Genomic DNA, 23,980 nt, shown 5'->3' with positions numbered 1-23,980 from the left:
GATCAGGCTGGCTTTGCGCCGTCTTCCCCGGCCGGGCGGATACGCAGCTTGGTGATGCGGTTCTTCTCCCGCTTCATGACGATGAAACGCTTGCCATGAAAGGTGAAGGCCTGGCGCTCTTCCGGGATGGTCATCGATTCGTGGATGACGAGGCCGGCGATCGTCGTTGCCTCCTCGTCGGGCAGGTTCCAGTCGAGCGCGCGGTTCAAGTCGCGAATCGGTACGCCGCCGTCGACGACGACGGAACCGTCGGCCTCCTGACGCACGCCCTGTATTTCGATATCGTGCTCATCGGAAATGTCGCCGACGATTTCCTCGAGAATATCCTCCAGCGTGACGATGCCCTGCACCTCGCCATATTCGTCGACGACGACGGCGAAATGCTGCTTGCGGCGCAGGAAAGCGTTGAGCTGATCCTCGAGGTTGGTGCTGTCGGGCACGAACCACGGCTTCTGCGCGATTTTCACGATATCGAGGTTCTGCGGCTCCATATTCGGCTCGGCAAGCGCCCGCAGCAGATCCTTGGCGTGCACGACACCGATGATGTTGTCGATCGTGCCGCGCCACAACGGCATGCGCGTATAGGGGCTTTCGAGAATGGCGCGCACCACCGCTTCCGGCGGATCGTCGGCATTGATCGCCCGCATCGCCGTGCGGTGGACCATGATGTCGGACAGTTCGAGCTCGCTGAGATCGAGCACGCCACCGAGGCGGTCACGGTCGGCCTTCACCACCGATCCCTCGCGGTGCAACAGGTCGACGGCGCCGCGCAGTTCCTCATGGGCCGTCAGCATCGAGGTCTCTCGTGACAGATTGATACCGAACAGCGAAAGAATCCGGCGAACGATCGCATTGACGAAGGAGGAAGCCGGGCCGACGACGATGACGAAGAGCCTGGCCGGGATAGCGATGGCGAGTGCGAAGCGGTCGGGCGTCGAAATCGCCCAGCTCTTCGGCAGCACTTCGGCGAAGATGACCAGGATAACGGTCATCGCCAGCGTCGCCAGCGCCACGCCGGAACTGCCGAACAGCCCGAGAAAGAGGCTGGTGGCGATCGAGGATGACAGGATGTTGGCGAGATTGTTGCCGATGAGCAGCGCCCCGATCAGCCGGTCGCGCCGCTCGATCAGCTGCCGGACAAGGCCGGCGCGTTCGTCGCCATTGACTTCAAGCGTATGGATACGGCTGCGCGAAACGGCGGTCAGCGCGGTCTCCGAGCCGGAAAAGAAGGCGGACATGAGCACGAGCGCCGTGATCGAAAGGATCTCCGGCCAATATGTCGCGAGAAATGCCAGAGCGCCTTCGACCGACATCAGGGATGCTTTTCCCGGAGAAAGCTGATCACTTCGGACGCCGGAACATCGTCGGCGACGAAGGACTGGCCGATGCCCCGTGTCAGGATGAAGGTGAGCTTGCCGCTTTTGACTTTCTTGTCCTGCGCAATCGCATCCATCAGCGATTCCGCCGGCGGCAGGTCGCCCGGAATATCGGACATGCGGGTCGGCAAGCCGACCTCCTTCAGATGCCGTTCGACGCGCCGGGCGTCGTCCGGGCTTGCAAGGTTCATGCGTGCGGAGAATTCGTGCGCCAGCACCATGCCGATCGAAACACCCTCGCCGTGCACGAGGCGCGAGCTGTCATAGGCGGTCGCCGCTTCGAGCGCATGGCCGAAAGTATGGCCGAGATTGAGCAGCGCCCGTTGACCGTTCTCGCGCTCGTCGGCAACGACGACATCGGCCTTCGCCTGGCAGCTCTTGGCAATCGCCTCGATACGCGCGGGGCCGCCTGTAAAAACCGACGTCCAGTTCGCTTCCAGCCAGGCGAAGAAATCCGGCTTGTCGATCAGCCCGTATTTCGCCACTTCGGCGTAACCTGCGCGGAATTCGCGCTCGCTCAGCGTATCCAGCACATCGGTATCGGCCAGCACCAGATCCGGCTGGTGGAAGACCCCGATCAGATTTTTGCCATGGCGGGAATTGATGCCGGTCTTGCCGCCGACCGAGGAATCGACCTGCGACAGCAGCGAGGTCGGCACCTGGACGAAACGCACGCCGCGCCGGACGATGCCGGCGGCAAATCCCGAGAGATCGCCGATGACGCCTCCGCCGAGCGCGATGACGCAATCATTACGTTCGACGCGAGCCTCCAGCACCTTGTCGCAGGCCGTGATGAGATGTTCGAAGCTCTTGGTCTTCTCGCCCGCTGGCAGGACGACCTCAGCCGACACGATGCCCGCTTGATTCAGGCTTGCGACGAGAGCCTCGAGATAGAGCGGAGCGACATTTTCGTCAGTGACGACAGCCGCCTTGCGGCCCTTGAGGCGAGAGGCGATCTCGGCGCCTGCCCGTGCAATCAGCCCCGGCCCGATCAGGATGTCGTAGGCGCGCTCGCCGAGCGGCACATGCACCGTTCGGATCGTGGAGGCGGAGGGTATCGCATTCATGACGCTGCACTTTCCTTCTGAGCTTCGATCATGGCCTTCAGCACCTCGTCGGCCATGATTTCCTTGCGCACGTCGCGCGAAAGCACGGTGATATCTGCCTGCGCGTAGATCGGATAACGCGCGTTCATCAGGTTTTCGAGCGTCTGCTTGGGATTTTCGGTCTTCAGCAGCGGCCGCGTGTCGCGTTTGTTGACCCGCTCCCACAACACGTCGAGATCCGCCTTCAGCCAGACCGATAGGCCGCCCTTCTTGATATGTTTGCGCGTCCGCTCGTTGATGAAGGCGCCGCCGCCGGTAGAGACGACACGCGGCCCGCTTTTCAGCAGCCGCTTCATCACCCGCGTTTCCAGCGCCCGGAACTCTTCCTCGCCATAGGCGGCGAAAAGTTCGGGGATCGTCATCCGCGACACACGCTCGATCTCGAGGTCGCTGTCGACGAAGGGAATGGCCAGCTGGCTGGCGACGATGCGCCCGACGGCGGATTTGCCAGCGCCCATCAGCCCGACAAGGATCAGATTACGTGAACCGAGCGCGGCGCGAGCTCTGTCTTTCAGGCTGTCAGCAACGGTCAGCAGTGGTTCACTCATCGGTCCATTCACACTTTGTTTGCAAACGGTATCGACAAATGCAGATGGAGCGTCAAGTCGCGGACAAGGGAATCATGGCTTGAATACCGCTTCTTGCACTTGCAGACAGGCTTCCTATAACAGAAGCAGAGCATGAAGGAGTTGCCGGATGCCGACCCTGTTCCGTTTCCTGTTCGTCTGCGCGATCCTCGCCGGGACGGTCTACGGAGCGATGCTGGCGCTTGTGACCTTCGTGGAGCCGCAGCAGCGCGACGTGACGATCCGCATTCCGTCCGAGCGGGTCAATCCGCCCGCCACGGGCGCCATCGACACGACCAGGAAGTGACCGACATGGTGGATTTCGGCCGCGTCCACGTGGAATCCTTCCTGGAGATGATGAGCGCCGAGCGGGGTGCCGCCGCCAATACGCTGCAATCCTATGAGCGCGACCTCGATGACGTCAGCTCCTTCCTGAACGGCCGCAGCGTGCGGCTGACCGAAGCCGCCTCCGCCGATCTCGCCGCCTATCTCTCCTCGCTCGCCCAAAAGGGCTTCAAACCCTCTTCCCAGGCGCGCCGGCTTGCCGCCATGCGGCAATTCTACAAGTTCCTCTATGCCGAGGGCCTGAGGACCGACGACCCCACCGGCATTCTCGACGCGCCGAAGAAAGGCCGTCCGCTGCCTAAGACGATGGGCGTCGAGGAGGTCGGCAGGCTGCTTTCCCAAGCTGAGACCGAGGCGGAAGATCCGGCTCCGGGCCAGCTGCAGCGCCTGCGCATGCTGGCGCTGCTGGAGCTTCTCTATGCCACCGGCATGCGCGTCAGCGAACTCGTTTCGCTTCCTGCCCGCGTGCTCGATCAGGAAGGCCGGTTCCTGATGATCCGCGGCAAGGGCAACAAGGAGCGGCTGGTGCCACTGTCGCAATCGGCAATCACAGCCTTGAAATCCTATGGACGCCTGCTGGCGACCGAAAACGCCGCGGCAAACGAGCCGCAGGAAAGCGCCTGGCTGTTTCCCGCCGCCTCGAAGGAGGGATACCTGCCGCGCCAGGTTTTCGCCCGCGACCTCAAGAACCTGGCGATCCGCGCCGGCCTGACGCCGTCGCTGATCTCGCCGCATGTCATGCGCCACGCCTTTGCCAGCCACCTGCTGGCCAACGGCGCCGATCTGCGCGTCGTGCAGGAACTGCTCGGCCATTCGGACATTTCGACTACGCAGATCTACACACATGTCCTGGAAGAGAGGCTGCAGCAGCTCGTCCAGACGCATCACCCCCTTGCCAAACAGGCGAAAAAGCACGAATAGGACCGGCGACATGGGGCGGAGCCAGGAAAACGCCCCGGGCACAAGGAACGGAAACGCACCTCATGCACAATTATCTCGACTTCGAAAAGCCGATCTCCGACCTCGAAGGCAAGATCATCGAGCTGAAGAAGCTCGCAACGGAAGACGAGAGCATCGACACCACCGATGAAATCGGCAGGCTGGAGGTTCGCGTCCGTGAGGCGATCGTCGAAATCTACTCCAAGCTCAACGCCTGGCAGAAGACACAGGTTGCCCGCCATCCGCAGCGCCCGCATTTCGTCGATTATGCCAAGACGCTGTTCCAGGAATTCACACCGCTTGCCGGCGACCGCAAGTTTTCCGAAGATGCCGCGATCCAGGCGGGCCTTGCCCGTTTCCGCGGCCAGCCGGTCGCCGTCATCGGCCAGGAAAAGGGCAACGACACCAAGAGCCGCATCAAGCACAATTTCGGCAGCCCCCGTCCGGAAGGCTACCGCAAGGCGATCCGCATCCTTGAAATGGCCGATCGTTTCGGCCTGCCGGTGATTTCGCTGGTGGATACGGCAGGCGCCTATCCCGGCGTCGGCGCCGAAGAACGCGGCCAGGCCGAGGCGATCGCCCGCTCGACGGAAATGTGCCTCGGCGTCAAGGTTCCGCTCGTTTCCGTCGTCATCGGCGAAGGCGGCTCGGGCGGCGCGATTGCCATCGCCACCGGCAACCGCGTCTATATGCTCGAGCATTCGATCTACAGCGTCATCTCGCCGGAAGGCGCCGCCTCGATCCTCTGGCGCGATTCCACCCGCGCCCGGGAAGCGGCGACCAACATGAAGATCACCGCCGAAGACCTGAAATCGCTCGGCGTCATCGACGGCATCATTTCCGAGCCGCTCGGCGGCGCGCATCGTGATCCCGACAGCGTCATTGCCGCGACCGGCGATGTGATCGCCAATGCTCTGGCCGAAATGGCGTCGCGCTCCGGCGAGCAGTTGCGCAACGATCGTCGCCAGAAATTCCTCGCCATGGGCCGCAATCTCTAACTCAACTTCGGCTCTTCACCGATTGGGGCCAAATCTTGGCCACATTGATGTTATCTGTAACTTTCGCGCTTGCGGGGATGTTCGTGGCAAGTCATAGGCTGGTAGGGATTTATAAAGTATAAGCCGCCTATGATTCCTTCCAATGCCCGGACTCCATAGGCGGGACCGGATCGCACTATCTTTATGGGCTAGTTTGGATGCGCATACGTCATTTTGCCTATATTTCCCTCATGGCGCTGGCTCTGTCCGGCTGCAATGACGCGTTGGAAACCGCGCAGGTCGATCTTTCCAAGGTCAAGAACAAGGTGGAGCAGCCGCTTCCCCCACATATCCTCACCGCCATGGCCGCCAAGGGCATGGACCGCAATTCGCCGATCATGATCCGCATCTTCAAGGAAGAAGGTGCCATGGAGATCTGGAAGGCGAAGACCGACAACCGTTTCGACAAGGTCGCCGATTACAAGATCTGCGCCTGGTCCGGCCGTCTCGGCCCGAAGGTAAAGACCGGCGACCGGCAGGCGCCGGAAGGTTTCTACGAGCTGACGCGCGCCAACCTGAACCCCAATTCGAAATATTATCTGGCGATCAACACCGGCTTCCCGAACCGCTACGACGCGGCGAACGGCCGCAGCGGCTCCGATCTGATGATCCACGGCGCCTGCTCGTCCTCCGGCTGCTATTCGATGACCGACCAGCAGGTGCTGGAGATCTACGCCTTCGCCCGCGACGCCTTCAAGGGCGGCCAGGCAACGGTGCAACTGCAGGCCTTCCCCTTCCGCATGACCGCGGAAAACATGGTCAAGCATCGCCTCGACAGCAATTACGACTTCTGGAAGATGCTGAAGGTCGGCTACGACAATTTCGAAGTCACCAAGCGCCCGCCTGAGGTGAACGTCTGCGAGAAGAAATACGTCTTCAATCAGCAGGCAACCGACGGCAGCGCCTTCAATGCCGCCGGCAAGTGCCCTGCTATGTCGACACCGCCGGCGCTGACGGCGGCCCTTGCCTCCTACGGCAAGACCTATGATGCCGACTATGCCAAGGCGATGAGCAAATATGACGGCATGGCCTGGTACGATCCCACGGAAGCCGAGCGCAAGGCCGTGGTCGCCAAGCTGCGTAAGGGCCGCGAACTCGCTTACGCCCCGACCGGCACCTCGCTGGAAGCCGGCCGCATGGTCAAGGTGGCCGAACTCGAAGACCTGATGGCCAAGCGCACCGCGCAGGGCCTTGCCGCCAAGAGCGCGCCGGGCGCCACGCCGGCAGCGCCTGCCGGGCCGCAGGCAATCTCCGCCCAGCCGCAGGAAACGGCCGTCGCTGCCGCCACACCGGCGGTCGTGCCGGTGCCGATGCAGAATCCGTTGGCCTTTACCGCGCCCGAACCGCAAGAAACGGCAGACGCCGCGGCAAAGAAGCCGTTCTGGAAATTCTGGGCGAGGAACTGAACGGCTTGAACCCCGTTCTCTACGATCTTCGCGGCCTGAAATGCCCATTCCCCGTGATCAAGACACGCAAGAAGCTTGCCGCCATGGCAAGCGGTGCACTCATTCGCGTCGACACGACAGATCCGCTGGCTGTGATCGACATGCCGCATTTCTGCAATGAGGACGGCCACGAGCTGGTCGAGACCGAAAAAACCGAAACCGGCCATCGCTTCCTGATCCGCAAGCGCTAAAACGCGTCGTTATCGCAACACCGCTGCCGAGTTTTTCGCGACATGCTCTAAATTCGCATGCCGGGGATAGCGAGCGGATTGTCGGACAGCGCCGCGCGGTCGGGCATGTCGATGCGCGGCTTGCCGAGGAAGGCGTCGAAGAGGTCCTTCACGAAGGCTTCCGGCAGATCCCGGGTGATCAGCACCATGCGCGTGCGCCGGTCTTCTCCCGGCCAGGCAGGCAGCCGCACCGGCGGATGGAAGATGCTCTGCACCCCATGCAGCACCAGCGGCCGATCCGGCCGGTCGGAGACCGACACGATCGCCTTCATCCTCAAAAGCTTCTCGCCATGGGCCGAACGCAGGAGATCGATGAACATGTCGAGCGCCATCGGATCGATCGGCTTCTCCTCGATGATCGAGAAAGAGCGGATCGAGGCATCGTGACGATTGACGTCGTGCGGGTCCTGATCCGCATGCCCGTGATGATGATGGTGGTGGTGCCCATGGTGATCGCCATCATGATCCTGATCGCGATCACGATTGTCATCGTGATTGTGATGATGATGCGCCTCATGCGCATCCTCGTCCTGCAGCCAGCGGCCGACATCGGCGATCTTCGTCGCCGGATCGTAAAGCCCGTTCACCAGCACTGCGGCACTGCCCGCCTCGGCACTGTCGGCATCCATCATCGCCGCCCGAGGATTGAGCGCCCGCAGGCGCTTTTCCAGCCCGGCGGTTGCCTCGGCCATCGCCTTTTTCGAGACGATCAGCCGGTCGGCGACCGCTGCCTGCTTGCGCGCTTCCTCATGATTGTCGAGCGTCTGCGGGCCATTCACGGCATCCACGACGGTGACGACGCCATCGAGTTCGAAATTTGTAGCGATGACCGGATTTCCCATGATCGCCTGCATGACGGGTGCGGGATCGGCAAGGCCCGTCGTCTCGATGACGACGCGTTTCACCGGCTTGACGCGGCCCGTCTGCACGGCATCCATCAGGTTCGCCAGCGTATCCACCAGCTCGCCGCGCACGGTGCAGCACAGGCAGCCATCGGACAGTTCGATGATCGAATCGCCGGAGCTTTCGACCAGGAGATGGTCGATACCGACATCGCCGAATTCGTTGATGATGACGGCCGCATCCTTCATCACCGGGTCTTTGAGGATACGGTTGAGCAGCGTCGATTTGCCGGCGCCGAGAAAGCCGGTCAGGATGGTGACCGGAATCCTGTCGTTGAGCGCGCTCATGTCATTTTACCTTGAAGCTTAAAAGGATGTCGGGCGCGGCATCGGCACCGGCACGTTGGCGATCGCGCTTGCGGTATCGCCCCGCGCCATCTTTTCCGGCTGCGCGGCCGGCTGAGGGTCCTGGCCCGGAATGAGGCCGGCGAAGACGAATCGCGGATCGTGGTCCATTTCCAGGATATAGGGCGACTGCACCCTCATCCGGCCGACCTCGTCGCGCGTTTCGCTGCGCACCTTGGCGCCCTTGGCGCTGCAGATATCGGCTGTGATGTCGGTTACCTGATCCTGTCCCGGGCCGTAGGGCCGCAGCGAACCCAGCGTGTCATTGCCGGGAAACTGCGCGGTGAATCCCTTCTGCAAAAGGTTCGCCGTCGCATCGGCGCGCGCCGCAAGACTGTCGGTGCCGAGCACGACGGAGACGAGAGTGCGGCCGTTACGCGTCGCCGAACCGATCTGGTTGAAGCCCGAGGCGCAGATGAAGCCGGTCTTCATGCCATCGGCGCCGGCGAAGCGGCCGATCAGCATGTTGAGGCTCGGTACATTCTGCTGGCCGGTGGTGAAGCCCTCCAGCGAGAAATAACCGGCATATTGCGGAAAATCGCGGCGCAACGCCACGGTCAGCACCGCGAGGTCGCGCGCCGTCGTATATTGGCCCTTGCCGGGCAGGCCGTTCGGATTGACGAAATGCGAATCCGTCATGCCGAGCTTCAGCGCCTCGCCGTTCATCCGCGTCACGAAGCCTTCCTGCGTACCGCCGATGGCTTCCGCGACCGCGACGGCGATGTCGTTGGCCGATTTCACCATCAGGATCTTCAGCGCGCTGTCGAGCGTCAGCTTCTGGCCCGGCTTGAAATACATCTTGGCAGCCGGCTGCGCGGCGGCGCGCTTGCTCATGACGATCGGCGTATCGAGGCTGATCTGACCGGCACGGATCGCGTCGAACACGGTATAGACGGTCATCAGCTTGGTCAACGAGGCCGGATACCACTTGCGGAAGGCTTCTTCATGCTCGAGCACGCGGCCGGTCTGCACGTCGACGAGAATATGCGGATTGGCCTGGGCAAGCGGAACGAAGGCAAGAAAACTAGTTGTCGCAGCGACGATGAAGCTCAACGGTCGCAGCGCTGCAAACAAACGGAAGTGGCTCGTCGACACAGTTCGTCCTTCGGATATCAGGAAAATCTCGAAACCTTCCCCTATTTAGCCTATATGGCTATGACATGGCAAAGGTCATTGACTAAGTAATTTCCAAAAGCCTCACACCCCAGCTTCACACCGTTGTGATGCGGTGAAAGATTGTCGGGATTTCATAACAGGAACGCGAATATGCCGATTTTGAACAGAGCCGCGGAGTTGCAGGACGAAGTCGCCGAATGGCGCCGCCACATCCACGCCCGGCCCGAACTCCTCTTCGCGGTGGAAAACACGGCCGCCTTCGTCGCCGAAAAGCTCAAGGAATTCGGCGTCGACGAGATCGTCACCGGCATCGGCCGCACCGGCGTCGTCGGCCTGATCAAGGGCAAGGGTGAAGGCCGCCGCACGGTCGGCCTGCGCGCCGACATGGACGCCTTGCCGCTGACCGAGATCACCGGAAAACCCTGGGCCTCGAAGACGCCGGGCAAGATGCATGCCTGCGGCCATGACGGCCACACCGCCATGCTGCTCGGCGCTGCGAAATACCTGGCCGAGACCCGCAACTTCAACGGTAATGTCGCCGTCATCTTTCAGCCCGCCGAAGAAGGCGGCGGCGGCGGCAATCTGATGGTCAAGGACGGCATGATGGAGCGCTTCGCGATTGAGGAGGTCTATGGCATGCACAATCTGCCGGGCCTGCCGGTCGGCCAGTTCGCCATCCGCAAGGGCGCGATCATGGCGGCGACCGACGAATTCACCGTCACCATCAAGGGCCGCGGCGGCCACGCCGCCCAGCCGCACCGGACGATCGACCCGATCGCCATCGGCGCCCAGATCGTCGCCAACCTGCAGATGATCGCCTCACGCAGCGCCGATCCGCTGCGCTCGGTGGTCGTCTCGGTGACCAAGTTCAACGCCGGTTTTGCCCATAACGTCATTCCGAACGATGCCACCTTCGCCGGGACGGTCCGCACCCTCGACCCCGAGGTGCGCACACTCGCCGAGACACGGTTCCGGCAGATCGTCGAGGGCCTGGTCGCAGCCCACGGCGCCGAGGCCGACATCAGCTTCCACCGCAATTATCCGGTTACTGTCAATCATCCCGACGAGACCGAGCATGCGGTCGCCACCGCCAGTGCCATCGCCGGTGAAGGCAATGTCAACGCCGAGATCGATCCGATGATGGGCGGCGAGGATTTCTCCTATATGCTGAACGCCCGCCCCGGCGCCTTCATCTTCATCGGCAATGGCGACAGCGCCGGCCTCCACAACCCGGCCTACGACTTCAACGACGAAGCCATCGCCCACGGCATCTCCTATTGGGTCCGCCTCGCCGAACAACGCCTCGGCGCCTAGCAACAATTAAGGCTTGGCTTCCCGCCAAGCCTTTTGTATGCATGGCGTGCAAGTGGTCCCGTAGCTCAGCAGGATAGAGCACCAGATTCCTAATCTGGGGGTCGCGCGTTCGAATCGCGCCGGGATCACCAGTCAATCAGGTGCTTATCTCCCTTGAAAGAACGCACGTTCCTGCGGACATGCAAGAACGCAATAATGATGTCATGAGAAACCGGCCTTTGATCGGTAATAGCCAGGCCAAGTGTCGCGTTGAGGCCGCACGACCGAACTCTTCGGATGCAGAAATTGGCGATCGATTGGATTCGTTCAACTGGCTAGTTTTTCAACATCGGCGTCGATCTACGGTCAGTCAGCTCAAAATGCACGATCGCGTCTCATTACAGACTGCCCCATCGAAAAAACACTCCGGCTAGAACCGCTGGATCAGGACGATCAACGAATATATTCGCAATCAGTGTTGAGCCGGTCGCAAATCTGCGCACATCGGAGCATGCTATCGCAAAGTGGATACAACCACGCTAGCGAATTAGCCGTCCTAAACTGAAAACAGTCTCTGCAATAACCGCGCGCAGCGTCGGCCCTGATGGTCAGCCATGCGAAGTCCTTGGCACGGCTGCCTTGGCATCCCAGCCCGTAAAGAATGGCACGCTTCTTGCGTTGTTTGGCGTAGTGCCGAGCATACTCGGCGGAAGCCCGCGAATGCCCACAATCGGAAGGTGGACGAGTTCCCGGACATCGAGAATAGGCTGATCGACGGCCAGGAGCAGATGACAACATATTCGATCGTTCTAGGACGCGAACGCCATGTCTTTCAGGATCTGAAATCGGTATTGGCTTGCGCTTCGCCATTGAAATCAGGTGACGTGCTGGCCGGGATCGCCGCGTCAAGCAACGAGCGGCGGGTGGCCGCCCGCTATCTGCTTGCGGATATGCCTCTCAAAACCTTCCTGGAGGATCTCGTCATCCCATACGAGATCGACGAGGTCAGCCGACTGATCGTCGACCGCCATGATTGGACGGCATTCGCGCCGATATCTCATATGACGGTCGGCGAGTTTCGCGATTGGCTTCTCTCCTATGACGCGACCGCCGAAAGACTGCTTGCCATTGCACCGGGCCTCACCCCCGAGATGGTCGCGGCGGTCTCCAAGATCATGCGCAACCATGATCTGATCACCGTCGCCGGCAAATGCAGGGTGGTCACGGCCTTTCGTTCCACGATCGGTCTGCCCGGCCGGCTGTCGAGCCGTCTTCAGCCCAATCATCCCACCGATGATCCTGAAGGTGTCGCCGGCTCGACGCTCGACGGACTTCTTTATGGGATCGGCGATGCGGTGATCGGCATCAACCCGGCTACCGACAATCTCGAGGCATGCACAAGATTGATGGTTCTTTTCGACCGGCTGCGCGAACAGTTCGATATCCCGACCCAATCCTGCGTGTTGACCCATGTCACCACGTCAATCAAGGCGATCGAGGCTGGAGCGCCGCTCGATCTGGTGTTCCAGTCAATCGCCGGCTCGGAAGCCGCCAATAAGGGTTTCGGCATCGACCTCGCCCTCCTGAGGGAAGGCCAGCAGGCGGCACTTTCCATGAAGCGCGGCACGGTCGGCAACAATGTCATGTATCTGGAGACCGGCCAGGGCAGCGCCCTCTCGGCCGACGCCCATCATGGCGTGGACGAACAGACGGTGGAGGCGCGGGCCTATGCCGTTGCACGTGAGCTCGATCCGTTGCTCGTCAATACCGTGGTCGGCTTCATTGGCCCCGAATATCTTTTCGACGCCAAGCAAATTATCCGCGCCGGGCTCGAAGACCATTTCTGCGGCAAACTGCTTGGCGTGCCGATGGGGGTCGACGTTTGCTACACGAACCATGCGGAAGCCGACCAGGACGATATGGACAATCTGATGGTGTTGCTGACTGTCGCGGGTGTCAGCTTTCTGATCGCCGTGCCCGGCGCCGACGACGTCATGCTCAATTATCAGAGCCTTTCCTACCACGATATTGTCGGCCTCAGGCACCAGTTCAATCGTCCGCCGGCTCCGGAGTTCGAAGCCTGGCTTCATCGCATGGGCATGCTTGATCACACGGGTCGTCTTGCGCCTGCCAGCGCCTCGGGCGCCTTCTCCCGCAATCTCTTGAGCTACAGGGCATCCGCATGACTCCCTTCGAACGAGATCCGTTTGCGCGGTTCCGCAACGCCACACGCGCCCGCATTGGGCTTGGAAGAGCAGGCGACGCCTTGCCGACATCGGCAATTCTCGACTTCCAGCTTGCCCATGCCCGGGCGCGGGATGCCGTGCATGGGCAAGTGGATTTTGTCGCCCTTGCCAAGCAGCTTGCTCCCGTGCCGACGATCCGGATTCGGTCTCGCGCCAAAGACCGGACGATCTATCTGGCACGCCCGGATCTCGGCCGTCAGACCAACGCAGCCGATCTCCCGAGCCCAGGCGATCGTTATGAGATCGCCTTCATCATTGCCGACGGACTTTCGGCCTCGGCGGTCGAGCACCACGCGGTGCCGCTGTTTAACGCATGCATGAAGCGTCTCGGGGCCTTCAGCGTCGCCCCGGTGATATTGGGCGAGCAGGCCCGGGTGGCATTTGGCGATGAGGCAGCGGCGGCGTTTGGCGCGGAAGTTGCCATCGTGCTGATCGGCGAGAGGCCGGGACTAAGCGTGCCTGATAGCCTCGGCGCCTACATCACGTTCCGACCGCAATCGGGACGGCGTGACAGCGAGCGCAACTGTATTTCCAATATCCATGCCGACGGGCTCAGCTACGAGGTCGCGGCCGACAAGATCGTTTGGATCGTCCGGGAGGCGCTGCGACTGCAACTGACCGGTGTCGATCTCAAGGAAAATGCCGAAGGCGCCATAGAAGCGCTGCCACACCAAGAAGCATAAAGTTCAATCTACAAAACAGGGGAACAATCATGTCAAATTCTCAACCGACGCTCGCCAAGAGCCTGACCGGGCTGCACTTATGGGGACTTGCAGTCGGCCTCGTCATCTCCGGCGAATATTTCGGCTGGAGCTATGGCTGGGCGGCGGCCGGTACACTCGGCTTCTTGATCACCACGATTCTGATCGCCGTCATGTACACCACCTTCATTTTCTCCTTCACGGAGTTGACGACGGCTATTCCGCATGCCGGTGGGCCGTTTGCCTATGCGCTCAGGGCCTTCGGCCCGCTCGGCGGCTTCGTTGCGGGTTTTGCAACACTGGTGGAATTCGTCTTCGCCCCTCCGGCCATCGCGCTTGCGATCGGCGCCTATCTCAATGTGCAGTTCCCGGGGCTCGATCCGAAACTTGCGGCCGTCGGCGCCTATATCATCTTCATGGCGCTCAATATCGTCGGCGTCACCATCGCCGCGACATTCGAGCTCTTCATTACCATCCTCGCCATTATCGAACTCCTGGTGTTTATGGGCGTCGTTCTGCCCGGCTTCTCCGTCGCCAACTTTGCGGCCAATGGCTGGGCTGGCGCTCCTGAATTCTCGGTCGGTGCCATTGGAGGCATCTTTGCCGCCATTCCGTTCGCCATCTGGTTCTTCCTGGCGATCGAAGGCGCGGCCATGGCTGCCGAGGAAACCAAGAACCCCACCCGCACCGTGCCGATCGCCTATATCGCAGGGATTCTCACCCTCGTATTCCTTGCTTTCGGCACGATGATCTTCGCGGGAGGCGTTGGCGACTGGCGTATGCTGTCCAACATCAACGATCCGTTGCCGCAAGCGATGAAGGCTGTCGTCGGCGAATCCTCCGGCTGGCTGCACATGCTCGTCTGGATCGGCCTGTTCGGCCTGATCGCATCGTTCCATGGCATCATCATGGGCTATTCCAGGCAGATTTTCGCGCTGGGTCGCGCCGGCTACCTGCCGGAAGTTCTCGCCAAGATCCATCCGAAATTCCGCACGCCCTACCTTGCTATCCTCGCAGGCGGCGTTGTCGGCATTGCGGCGATCTTCTCCGACAACCTGATCCAGATCGGCGGCTTGCCGCTGACTGCCAATATCGTCACGATGTCGGTGTTTGGCGCGATCATCATGTACATCGTCTCCATGGCATCGCTGTTCAAACTTCGTCGGACCGAGCCGGAGCTTGCCCGACCGTTCAAGGCATGGGGCTATCCCGTTGTCCCGGCCATTGCCCTTGGGCTTGCGCTCGTCGCGCTGGCGGCGATGATCTACTACAACTTCCTGATCTTTTTGATCTTCCTTGCCATGGGCGTGGTGGCGTTCGGTATCTGGCGCTTGCTGTCCGGCGGCGTCGCCAAGGAAGCGGCCGCTTCCGCGTAACAAGGTTCTCCGGCCCGATCATCAAGCCGGCAATTGGACGAACCTGTTCCGATCGATATCAACGATCCCCCGCCGACGTTTGGCGGGGGAATTCGAGCGCAAAGCCCAGCCCGCTCGCAAAATTCTTAATTTCCTCCTCGAGACAAGCTCGCGCCAAGCCGCTTCGCCGTCGTTGGTTACCGCACCTCACGATGGACCCGCCGCGTCCTCACCGCCTGCCGCGCGCCTAATCCCAGCAGCGCCGCCACGATCCAGCCACCGATAAAACCGATCGCGCCCCAGACAAGCCCGGCAAAACTGACCGGCACGCCGGGCACGAAATCACGCCAGGTATTGGCGAAGACGACGTCATCGGCATTGCCCAGCAGCACGAAGGGCTTGGCGACGGGTGCGGCGGTACCGAGGTGGAGCTGCTGCGACAGCAGCGTTTCGTAGCGCGTGATCGTGCTGCGCATCGAGACGCCGCGGTCGCGCAGGAAATCATCGGACGATTGCGCATAGGCGTTCAGCGCTTGCTGGCGATCGAGATGGTGTTCGGCCGCCTGGGCATTGAAATCCTCGACGATGACGCGCAATTCGTCGATCGCTCCGCCGATCCGCTGGCGGTATTGCTGCGCAAATTCCGGCGCCTGCGAAAACACCGTGCCGCCGGCAAGCCCGGCGACAATAGCGATGATTCTTGCAATCGGACCCATGATCGATGCCTCCGGCTGTCCCCTGCGCTAACGATCAGCGGCCGTAAAGGTTTCTGCCTTCGACACAATCGGTAACGCTATGTGATTGAACCGACGGCGCTTCCGGCGAGTTGATGCCCTGACCAACCCAGAATGACCAACTCAGAAAGAGAGACTTGTCATGAAACAGATTATCCTTGCCTGCACGCTCGCCGCAGCATCTATCTTTTCCGCAATGCCGTCCCAGGCGGCAAGTGTAACCATCACCACGGACGACGCGCGTCCCACTTACCGCGATGCGGAACGGCCCTATTACCGCCATCACATGAGGCCGCGCCACGTCTCCCAGGATTGCTTCACCAAGACGGAAAAAATCCGCCGTCACGGCCACACGGTCGTCAAGGAAACCCGAATCTGCCGATAAGGCAAGTTCCTGCAGGAAAGCCCGGCTGATCTTCCCAGCCGGGCTTTTCATCTGATCTCGCCTCGATCTCGCAGATGAGGAACTTTCGCAATATCAGCCGCGTTTATTGCGAAACGGGAGTGTTCATCATGCGTATCAAGATGATTCTTTTGGCCATCGCCTATGTCGCCGTCAGCGCCGTGCTGCTGGCCATCGCCTACCAGCCGCAGGGGTCGGGCGCCATGCAGAAGACGGATCGTCTGGCCGGCTCGTCCTTCCTCGTCGAACGCTTCGCCGGTTGACCAGCTGAGCGCGGCCCTACCGGTGACGACGTGGAGATAGTCCTCGTCCGGGATGTTTGGCCCCGGAGCGAGCTTTCGGTTTAATGCGTGCCGTCAAGTGACAATCCACCAAGCGGGCCGCCAAGCAGGATTCGGTTCTGCACCGAATGCACGCCCTCGACCGCCTTGGCGACCACGGTTGCCCGTTCGATCTCGCCGACCGTGCCGACAGTGCCGGTGAGCACGATGTGGTCGTTTTCCATCGTCACCTCGACATCAGACGCATCGATCCCGCCGGCAATCGCCAGCGCATTGGCGACATCCGCCTCAACAGATGCACGATTGGCGATTTCCGCTTCCATCTCGGGCTCGAGCCCGTGAAATGTCTGCTCCTTGAAAACCATGATCCATTCCTCCGTGAAACCTGCTTAGCAAACGCCGTTCGACGGAGTTGGTTTCAGCGCCGCTACCACTGCACGCGATAGCGGAGATTGATGCTGCCGGTCTCACCTCCCGAAAACGGGTTGCTCACCGAGGCATCGAGATTGAGGTTCGGCAGGATGGCCTGGTTGACCGCCACCGTGCTCGAGAAGTCGCCGCTGGCATTGCTGACGCCTGTGCCCGCCGAAAGCGACGTTCCCGTCCAGGGATGGATCAGTTTCAGCGCCTGCGATGCCGTCACCGAGGCCTGCCTGATATCGACCGCATCAAATTGAACGCTGATGGAACGGCTCGATTGCATATCGAGCGAATCGGACAGGATCCAGCTGCGCGAGCGGCTCAGCGTCAGCGCACCGCTGCCGCGCAGCGTATCGACACTGACCTTCGCGCCCTGCTGCGATTGGCCCGCTGGCGTGACGGCCGTCTTTACGATCCTGCCCCAGAGCATTGCCTGTTCGGAATCGGGCAGCGGCGCCCCGCCTTTGGTCGAGGCAAGGGCTATGTCGGCGCCGGCGCTCGTTTCCCATTCCGCCGGCAGGCGAAAACCCAAGGTCGCCTTGTAGGACCGGTCCGAAAGCTTGGCCGGCGACCAGATCACCAGATCATCAGCTCTCGCTGCAACGGTGAGCGAGAGCAGGATGGCGAAAAGAATGCATGCTATTTTGAATGTCGTCATCAAGTTAAGAACGTTTTGACCTAACACAGGGCCGCCGTGCCGAAACCGACCCAACAGCGGACATGAAGCGCTCGCAGCCGAACGCGATGGGGGATCACGGCAAGCCGTCCATCCCGGTTTCATCCTCGATTTAATGTTGGCCGAAAAGGCCGGCGGCACGCGTGCCAGTTCTTCGATGGACGCCGCAGCGCCCCGAATTGCCATGCGACCGTGACCGGCCGCAGCGGAATCGCGATTCCGCCAGCAATGTTAGAAGGATCACATCTACCTGCGGCTCTGTAAACCCCTTACGGGCTGAAATCTGCTGCACCGCACACTTGCCGCCCCTTCCAAACCCTAGTAGAGCCTGAGCCTACGAGAGAAATTTTCGCGAAATTTCACATGATGACCGGCAAAAGCGCGCCGCGGCGCCTCAGCATCTTCGGTTCGACGGGTTCGATCGGCCAGAATACACTCAATGTCGTCGAGCACCTGGGCGGACGGGAGAATTTCGAAATCTCCGTGCTGACCGGCAACGGCAATATAGAATTGCTGGCCCGGCAGGCGAAATCATCCGGCGCGCGGCTGGCGGTAACGGCGAACGACCGGCACTACGAATCACTGAAAAGCGAACTTTCCGGCAGCGGCATCGCCGTCGCCTCGGGAAGATCCGGCCTGATGGAAGCGGCTGAGCGCGAAGCCGACTGGGTGATGGCGGCAATCGTCGGCACCGCAGGCCTGGCGCCGACGCTTGCGGCTGCGCGCCGCGGCGCCGATATCGCCCTTGCCAACAAGGAATGCCTGGTATCGGCGGGCGATCTCTTTATCGCAGCCGTTCGCCAGGGCGGCGGCAGGCTGCTTCCTGTCGACAGCGAGCACAATGCCATCTTCCAGGTGCTGGAGGAAACCCAGCGCCACGCCGTCGAGCGCGTCATCCTGACGGCGTCGGGTGGTCCCTTCCGCACCGCCTCGCTGCGGCAGATGGCCGATGTGACGGTGGAAAGCGCGCGCGCCCACCCGAACTGGTCGATGGGGTTGAAGATCTCGATCGACAGCGCCTCGATGTTCAACAAGGCGCTGGAGATGATCGAAGCCCGGCACCTTTTCGGTCTCAGGCCCGAACAGATCGAAGTCATCCTCCATCCGCAATCGATCATCCATTCCATGGTCGGCTATACGGACGGGTCGGTGCTGGCGCAGCTCGGCGCACCGGATATGCGCACCGCCATCGGTTATGCCCTGTCCTTTCCGCGCCGGCCGAACCTGCCGATCGAGCGGCTGGATTTCGCCAAGCTCGCCAGGCTGGATTTCGAGGCGCCGGATGAGGTGCGGTTTCCCGCGTTGCGGCTGGCGCGCCTGGCGATGACGCGCGGCGGCGTTCAGGGTGCGGTGCTGAACGGCGCCAAGGAAGTGGCGCTTGAAGCCTTCATCGAGGGGCGGCTGCCCTTCCTTGCCATGGCCGAGATCACCGAGAGGGTCATGGACGATCTCGCCGGCCTGCCGCCGGCTGCCGGCATGGACGATGTCTTCGCCGCCGACAGGCAGGCCCGGCAGAGAGCGGCGGAGCTCATGACACCGGCGATCGCCGTGTGAAATGCCCACGGGCCGTTCGCCGAGAGGCCGCCCGCTTATCCCTGGCGGCCGCCATTACCGCAACCGGTTGCCGCCCTCGTCGAACAATCTGCAATCCGACGGTTCGAACAGCAGGCTCACCTGCTCACCCGCCGCGATGCTGACCGGTGACCGATGCTCGACGGTGAGCGACTGGCCATCGGCAAGCTGGCAATAGAGATATTGCGTTCCGCCGAGATACTCCGAAAAATCGACCCTGGCCGTCAGGCTGCCCGAAAGGTCGGATGCCACCTTCAGATGCTCCGGCCGCAGGCCGAGCGTCACCGCGGCGCCAACCGGCCTGTCTGCCGGCGGCAAGCCGCTGCCGATGCGCCGGCCTGCGACTTCGACCAGACCGCCCTCACCCCAGCGGGCGTTCAAAAGGTTCATTCGAGGCGAGCCGATGAAGCCCGCGACGAAGGTATTCGAGGGATTTTCGTAGATTTCCCGGGGCGTCCCGGCCTGTTCGACACGGCCGTCACGCAGCACGACGATCTTGTCGGCGAGCGTCATCGCCTCGGTCTGGTCGTGCGTGACATAGATCATCGTGTTGCCGAGTTCGCGGTGAAGGCGGGCGATCTCGATGCGCATCGAAACGCGCAGTTCCGCATCGAGATTGGACAGCGGTTCGTCGAACAGGAAGACATCGGGCTTGCGCACGATCGCACGGCCGATCGCCACGCGCTGCCGCTGACCGCCGGAAAGCTGTCCCGGCCGCCGGTCGAGAAGATGATCGATCTTCAGGATCGCGGACGCGGCCTTGACACGCGTCTCTATCTCGGCGGCTTGCGTGCGCGCCATCTTCAAGCCGAAGGCCAGATTCTCCCGCACGCTCATATGCGGATAGAGCGCGTAGGACTGGAAGACCATGGCGATGCCGCGCTCGGATGGATCGAGATCGGTGACAACACGTCCCTTGATTTCGACCTCCCCGTCGGTCACGTCTTCCAAGCCGGCGATCATGCGAAGAAGCGTCGATTTTCCGCAGCCGGACGGCCCGACGAAGACGACGAATTCGCCCTCGGCGATCGTCAGGTCGATGCCGTGAACCACCTGCAGACTGCCATAGCTTTTTCGCACGTCCTGGAGCACGACGCTCTTGTTACCCATATCCTTCGTCATCCCCAAACGGCCTATTTGTCCGACTGGACCCAGACGAGCATCTCTCCGGGCGCGCGGTTGTCCCAAAGATGATAGGGCACGAAACGCGCGGTGGCGACCTGCCTTTCGGCCGGCGCTTTGCGGTAGAGCGGCGTTCCCCAATTCGATGTTTCCTCGCGCTCTACCTGGAGATCGAGGGCGACGGCATCGTTGAGATCCTTCAGCACCACGGTTTCGGCGGCCGGAAGCTCGCGGGGCAGGACGATGGCGTTGAGGTCTTCGCCATTGTCTGTGGTTTCGACGCAATAGACGAGCGGGCCGCGCATCAATGCGACCCGGCCGGCATCCTGACGCACCTTCGGATTGGCATATTGCGGGCGAAGCGAAAGCGGCAGGTAGAGGGCGACACGATCGCCGTCGGCCCATTCACGATCGATCCTGATATATCCGTCCTGCATATTGGCGTTGAGATCGAGCATCGTTCCGTTGATGCTGAGGGTGGCGCCCTCCGCCCAGTCCGGGATGCGCAGCGACAGCGCGAAGCGCGCCGGCCTCTCCAGCCGGGTGGTAAAGGCGACCGCGCCCTCCCACGGGTAGTTGGTCACCTGCTCGAGCTCCACGTTGGCGCCGTTGGCAAGCTTCAGCCGCGCGGTGCTCTCGCCATAGAGATGCACGGCGATCTCGTTGTCGGCAACGGCGTACATATAGGAGCCGATCGAGGTCACCAGCCGGGCAATGTTGGGCGGGCAGCAGGGGCAATGGTGCCACTTCCAGCGGTGGTGCTTGCCGGCACTTTCGAGCGGATTGTCATAGAAGAACGTCTTGCCGTCGGTCGAAAGCCCCGGCAGCGCGCCGTTGTAAAGCGCCTGCTCCATGATATCGGCATAGCGCCGATCCGGACCGCGGCCGAGCATTCGGCTTGCCCAGAACACCAGGCCGACCGAAGCGCAGGTCTCGGCATAGGCGGTGGCATTGGGCAGGTCGTAATAGTCGGTGAAGCCTTCGTTGGAGGCTGCCGGGCCGATGCCGCCGGTAATGTACATCTGCTTGGTGGTCAGATCGTCCCAGAGCGTTTCCAGCGCCGCCGTCAGGCTGTCGTCCTTGTATTCGGTGGCGATGTCGGCCATGCCCGAATAGAGGTACATGGCGCGCACCGCATGGCCGACGACCTTCGTCTGCGCACGCACCGGCTGGTGCGCCTGCGCATATTCATAGGTCTTCTGGTGGTATTCGGAGACATTGCGGCCGTCGCGGCTTGCCTCGGCGGTGAAGAAATGCGGCTCGGTGCCGCGTTCGTCGATGAAATATTTCGACAGGTCGAGATATTTCTTCTCGCCGGTCACGCGGGCGAGCTTAACCAGTGCCAGCTCGACTTCCTCATGGCCGCAATAGCCTGATATCTGGCCTTCGCCGTGGCCAAAAATCTTGATCATGTAATCGGCATAGCGGCACATGATGTCGAGCAGCTTGCGTTTGCCGGTCGCCTGGTAATAGGCGACCGCGGCTTCCATGAGATGGCCGGCGCAATAGAGCTCATGATGGTCGCGCAGATTGGTCCAGCGGCGGTTCGGTTCGACGCGCTGGAACCAGGCGTTCAGATAACCGTCCTCGTCCTGCAGTTTCTCATACATGTCGATGATTTCGTCGGCGCGCGCCTCGAGCTTCGGGTTCGGTCGGCGATAAAGCGAATAGGCGATGGTCTCGATCGACTTGCCGAGGTCGGAATCCCAGAACATCTGCGTCGTCCCGCCCCAAGGCTGAATGGGAATGACGACCCCGGGGCTCGGCTGGCTGACATCGATCGCCTTGAGCATGCCGGCCTCGACGCAGCGGTCGAGCAGGGTCTCGGCGGTGGAATTGCAGACGGCGTCCTGCCATTTGCCCCAGAAGCCGCCGAGCTCGACATCGGGAACGGCGACGGGACGAAACTGGCGATCGTTGCTTGCTTTGGTCATGGCTCCACTTTCTCTCAAATCATTTCACCGCGCCGGCCATCAGCCCGCGCATGTAGTAGCGTTGCAAAAGCAGGAAGACGATCAGGCAGGGGATCGTCATGACGACGACACCGGCTTGGACCGCTCCCCAGTTGATGGCGCCGAGCCGTCCGGCGCGAACCGCCGTCATCAGCACCGGCAGGGTGTATTTCTCATTGCTGGAGAGCAGCACGAGCGCCGCGAGAAACTCGTTCCAGGCGTTGAGGAAAGCAAAGATCGCGACCGTCGCCACACCGGGAAGCACCAGCGGCAGAAGAACCCGGACCAAGAGCCTGAGGTCGCGCGCGCCGTCGATGCGCGCCGCCTCTTCGATCTCCTTCGGCACGGCGTCGAAGGCGTTGCGCATCATGAAGACCGAGAAGGGCAGTTGCAGCGTCACATAGACGAGCGTCAGCCCAAGCAGCGAATTGTTGAGGCCGAGCTTTGCCAGGATGATGAAGAGCGGCGTCAAGATCGATTGGAACGGGATCATCAGCGTCGCGATGATCAACACGAAGAGCGCATTCTTCATCGGGAACCGGTAGCGCGAGAAGCCGTAGCCGGCGAGCAGGCTGACGGCGACGGTGAGCACCACGGTGGCGACCGAAACGAACAGCGAATTGATCATGTGCCGCCATATGCCGGCGCCGAACGTATCGAGCAGCGCATAGGAATCGATGCTGACGCCGGAGGTCGGCCACGGCGGCAAGGGCGGCAGGCTGGCCTCCGTGCCATGTCGGAAGGACGACAAGAGCGTGATCGCGAAAGGGGCGAGAAAGAAGATCGATATGGCGATGCCGGTCAGGTGATAGACCGATTTCGTCCGGATCGCCTTGCGCGTGCGGCGCTCTTTTGAGGTGGTCATGGACGCTCCTCCCCGACGCGAAGCAGCCAGAGCTGCACGATGCTGATCGCCACCAGGATGGCGAGAAGCACGATCGAGAGTGCTGCGCCATAACCGAGATTGAACGACACGAAGGACTGATTGAAGATGTAGTAGACCACCGAGATCATCTTGTTCTGCGGTCCGCCTGCGGTCATGATGTAGAACTGGTCGAAGGCGAGGATCGAACCGGTGACGGAGACGATCAGCGCCAGCGCGATCGTCCTGCGCATCAGCGGCAAGGTCAGATGCCTGAACCGCTGCCAGCGGCCGGCGCCGTCGATGCGGGCGGCCTCCGTCAGCTCGGACGGAATGGCCTGGAGCCCGGTTAGAAGAATGATCATGGTGAAGCCCGCGATCTTCCAGACGACCATCACCACGATCGTCAGAAAGGCGGTGTCGAAGGTCGCGAGAAGATTGGGGCTCTTTTCCAGAAGACCGAGCGCCTTCAAGGCGGGACCGATGAAGCCGCTATCGACATTGGCAAGCCAGACCCAAAGCAGCGAGGCCGTGGCAAGGCCGACCACGACGGGCAGGAAGATGATCGTGCGGTAGGCGCTGACGAACTGCCGTTCCTTTTCGACGAAGATCGCCAGCGGAAAGGCGATCGCGAAGATCGCGACAGTGACGATCACCGTATAATAGGCCGTGAAATTCAGCGCCGTCATGAAGCGGCTGTCGTTGGCCATGCGAACGTAATTGTTGAAGCCGATCCAGCGCGACGCCCCCATCAGCGGCCAGTTGTGAAGGCTCATCCATCCAGTGAAGAGAACCGGCATGATGAAGAAGACGATGACCAGCGCCATAGCAGGCGCGATGTAGACGAGGCCGCGCCAGTTCGATTTGCGCCGTCGTCTGCGTCGAGGCAACAGGATCTCCGAACCGAAACCGGTCATCAAACGCTCCGCATCTGTCAATTGAAATTGGCCGGGAAG

General features: G+C 61.6%; 24 protein-coding genes and 1 tRNA gene. 13 read left to right on the top strand and 12 right to left on the bottom strand.

Annotated elements, in window-relative coordinates; translation table 11 throughout:
* Positions 1–2: 2 nt before the first annotated feature.
* Genes FHT75_RS25970 through FHT75_RS25960 form a run of 3 tightly spaced genes read right to left on the bottom strand, consistent with a single transcriptional unit; the run spans position 3 to position 3,030 of the window.
* On the bottom strand, positions 3–1,313 hold the full coding sequence (locus FHT75_RS25970) for an HlyC/CorC family transporter (protein WP_028756444.1): 1,311 nt from the start codon (positions 1,311–1,313) through the stop codon (positions 3–5).
* The gene (aroB, locus tag FHT75_RS25965) at positions 1,313–2,443 is read right to left on the bottom strand and encodes a 3-dehydroquinate synthase (RefSeq protein WP_183845239.1); all 1,131 of its coding nucleotides are present in this window, start codon (positions 2,441–2,443) and stop codon (positions 1,313–1,315) included. The genes FHT75_RS25970 and aroB overlap by 1 nt, the downstream gene beginning before the upstream one ends.
* Entirely contained in the window at positions 2,440–3,030 is a 591-nt protein-coding gene (locus tag FHT75_RS25960; RefSeq protein WP_028756446.1) for a shikimate kinase, read from the bottom strand. Before FHT75_RS25960 ends, aroB begins: the two co-directional genes overlap by 4 nt.
* A 148-nt stretch (positions 3,031–3,178) precedes the next feature.
* Here FHT75_RS25960 and FHT75_RS25955 point away from each other — a divergent pair, with 148 nt between their 5' ends.
* From FHT75_RS25955 to FHT75_RS25935, 5 genes are all read left to right on the top strand, one after another.
* On the top strand, positions 3,179–3,355 hold the full coding sequence (locus FHT75_RS25955; RefSeq protein ID WP_012759201.1) for a hypothetical protein: 177 nt from the start codon (positions 3,179–3,181) through the stop codon (positions 3,353–3,355).
* Between the two features lie 5 nt (positions 3,356–3,360).
* A complete protein-coding gene (gene xerD, locus FHT75_RS25950) occupies positions 3,361–4,314 on the top strand; it encodes a site-specific tyrosine recombinase XerD (RefSeq protein WP_127431854.1) in 954 nt (317 codons plus the stop codon).
* 62 nt (positions 4,315–4,376) lie between these two features.
* On the top strand, positions 4,377–5,330 hold the full coding sequence (locus FHT75_RS25945) for an acetyl-CoA carboxylase carboxyltransferase subunit alpha (protein ID WP_028756449.1): 954 nt from the start codon (positions 4,377–4,379) through the stop codon (positions 5,328–5,330).
* Positions 5,331–5,527: 197 nt separating this feature from the next.
* Positions 5,528–6,775: a murein L,D-transpeptidase family protein gene (locus FHT75_RS25940; protein ID WP_097596288.1), complete on the top strand. Its 1,248-nt coding sequence runs from the start codon at positions 5,528–5,530 to the stop codon at positions 6,773–6,775.
* Positions 6,776–6,780: 5 nt separating this feature from the next.
* Positions 6,781–7,005 (top strand): sulfurtransferase TusA family protein, encoded by a 225-nt coding sequence (locus FHT75_RS25935; protein ID WP_183845238.1) that lies wholly within the window; start codon positions 6,781–6,783, stop codon positions 7,003–7,005.
* A gap of 47 nt (positions 7,006–7,052) precedes the next feature.
* Here the strand turns inward: FHT75_RS25935 and FHT75_RS25930 are convergent, their stop codons facing one another.
* Both FHT75_RS25930 and FHT75_RS25925 read right to left on the bottom strand, forming a co-directional pair.
* Positions 7,053–8,234 carry a CobW family GTP-binding protein gene (locus FHT75_RS25930; protein WP_063476281.1) on the bottom strand — a complete coding sequence of 394 codons (1,182 nt, stop codon included), beginning with the start codon at positions 8,232–8,234 and terminating at the stop codon, positions 7,053–7,055.
* An 18-nt stretch (positions 8,235–8,252) separates the two neighbouring features.
* Positions 8,253–9,386: a D-alanyl-D-alanine carboxypeptidase family protein gene (locus FHT75_RS25925; protein ID WP_028756453.1), complete on the bottom strand. Its 1,134-nt coding sequence runs from the start codon at positions 9,384–9,386 to the stop codon at positions 8,253–8,255.
* 171 nt (positions 9,387–9,557) lie between these two features.
* On the opposite strand from FHT75_RS25925, the gene FHT75_RS25920 reads away from it, so the two are divergent.
* The 5 genes from FHT75_RS25920 to eat all read left to right on the top strand — a co-directional run bounded on the left by FHT75_RS25920 (position 9,558) and on the right by eat (position 15,023).
* The gene (locus tag FHT75_RS25920) at positions 9,558–10,721 is read left to right on the top strand and encodes a M20 aminoacylase family protein (RefSeq protein ID WP_028756454.1); all 1,164 of its coding nucleotides are present in this window, start codon (positions 9,558–9,560) and stop codon (positions 10,719–10,721) included.
* Between the two features lie 54 nt (positions 10,722–10,775).
* A tRNA-Arg gene (locus tag FHT75_RS25915) sits at positions 10,776–10,852 on the top strand.
* Between the two features lie 585 nt (positions 10,853–11,437).
* Complete coding sequence (locus FHT75_RS25910) at positions 11,438–12,886, top strand: ethanolamine ammonia-lyase subunit EutB (protein ID WP_063476280.1); 1,449 nt, start codon at positions 11,438–11,440, stop codon at positions 12,884–12,886.
* Positions 12,883–13,629, top strand: coding sequence for an ethanolamine ammonia-lyase subunit EutC (gene eutC, locus FHT75_RS25905; protein ID WP_063476279.1), 747 nt, complete (start codon positions 12,883–12,885; stop codon positions 13,627–13,629). Before FHT75_RS25910 ends, eutC begins: the two co-directional genes overlap by 4 nt.
* Positions 13,630–13,658: 29 nt before the next feature.
* Entirely contained in the window at positions 13,659–15,023 is a 1,365-nt protein-coding gene (eat, locus tag FHT75_RS25900) for an ethanolamine permease (RefSeq protein ID WP_063476278.1), read from the top strand.
* A gap of 176 nt (positions 15,024–15,199) precedes the next feature.
* Here the strand turns inward: eat and FHT75_RS25895 are convergent, their stop codons facing one another.
* Positions 15,200–15,718 (bottom strand): DUF2937 family protein, encoded by a 519-nt coding sequence (locus FHT75_RS25895; RefSeq protein ID WP_063476277.1) that lies wholly within the window; start codon positions 15,716–15,718, stop codon positions 15,200–15,202.
* Positions 15,719–15,878: 160 nt separating this feature from the next.
* On the opposite strand from FHT75_RS25895, the gene FHT75_RS25890 reads away from it, so the two are divergent.
* Positions 15,879–16,121: a hypothetical protein gene (locus FHT75_RS25890; RefSeq protein ID WP_063476276.1), complete on the top strand. Its 243-nt coding sequence runs from the start codon at positions 15,879–15,881 to the stop codon at positions 16,119–16,121.
* A gap of 128 nt (positions 16,122–16,249) precedes the next feature.
* Complete coding sequence (locus FHT75_RS25885) at positions 16,250–16,402, top strand: hypothetical protein (RefSeq protein ID WP_164736003.1); 153 nt, start codon at positions 16,250–16,252, stop codon at positions 16,400–16,402.
* Between the two features lie 80 nt (positions 16,403–16,482).
* On the opposite strand, the gene FHT75_RS25880 is transcribed toward FHT75_RS25885, so the two are convergent.
* A complete protein-coding gene (locus FHT75_RS25880) occupies positions 16,483–16,785 on the bottom strand; it encodes a BON domain-containing protein (RefSeq protein ID WP_028756459.1) in 303 nt (100 codons plus the stop codon).
* A gap of 62 nt (positions 16,786–16,847) precedes the next feature.
* Entirely contained in the window at positions 16,848–17,498 is a 651-nt protein-coding gene (locus FHT75_RS25875; RefSeq protein ID WP_063476275.1) for a hypothetical protein, read from the bottom strand.
* A 381-nt stretch (positions 17,499–17,879) separates the two neighbouring features.
* Here FHT75_RS25875 and dxr point away from each other — a divergent pair, with 381 nt between their 5' ends.
* On the top strand, positions 17,880–19,070 hold the full coding sequence (dxr, locus tag FHT75_RS25870; protein ID WP_063476274.1) for a 1-deoxy-D-xylulose-5-phosphate reductoisomerase: 1,191 nt from the start codon (positions 17,880–17,882) through the stop codon (positions 19,068–19,070).
* Between the two features lie 54 nt (positions 19,071–19,124).
* Here the strand turns inward: dxr and FHT75_RS25865 are convergent, their stop codons facing one another.
* Genes FHT75_RS25865 through FHT75_RS25850 form a run of 4 tightly spaced genes read right to left on the bottom strand, consistent with a single transcriptional unit; the run spans position 19,125 to position 23,941 of the window.
* A complete protein-coding gene (locus FHT75_RS25865; protein WP_174824527.1) occupies positions 19,125–20,198 on the bottom strand; it encodes an ABC transporter ATP-binding protein in 1,074 nt (357 codons plus the stop codon).
* 23 nt (positions 20,199–20,221) lie between these two features.
* A complete protein-coding gene (locus tag FHT75_RS25860; protein ID WP_047615509.1) occupies positions 20,222–22,144 on the bottom strand; it encodes a glycoside hydrolase family 127 protein in 1,923 nt (640 codons plus the stop codon).
* Positions 22,145–22,163: 19 nt separating this feature from the next.
* Entirely contained in the window at positions 22,164–23,027 is an 864-nt protein-coding gene (locus tag FHT75_RS25855; RefSeq protein ID WP_063476273.1) for a carbohydrate ABC transporter permease, read from the bottom strand.
* A complete protein-coding gene (locus tag FHT75_RS25850) occupies positions 23,024–23,941 on the bottom strand; it encodes a carbohydrate ABC transporter permease (protein ID WP_063476272.1) in 918 nt (305 codons plus the stop codon). Before FHT75_RS25850 ends, FHT75_RS25855 begins: the two co-directional genes overlap by 4 nt.
* Positions 23,942–23,980 lie beyond the last annotated feature (39 nt).

The sequence above is a fragment of the Rhizobium sp. BK112 genome, from assembly GCF_014193215.1.
In the GTDB taxonomy this organism is placed as follows: Bacteria; Pseudomonadota; Alphaproteobacteria; order Rhizobiales; family Rhizobiaceae; genus Rhizobium; species Rhizobium anhuiense.
This window is presented reverse-complemented; position numbering and strand designations above follow the sequence as displayed.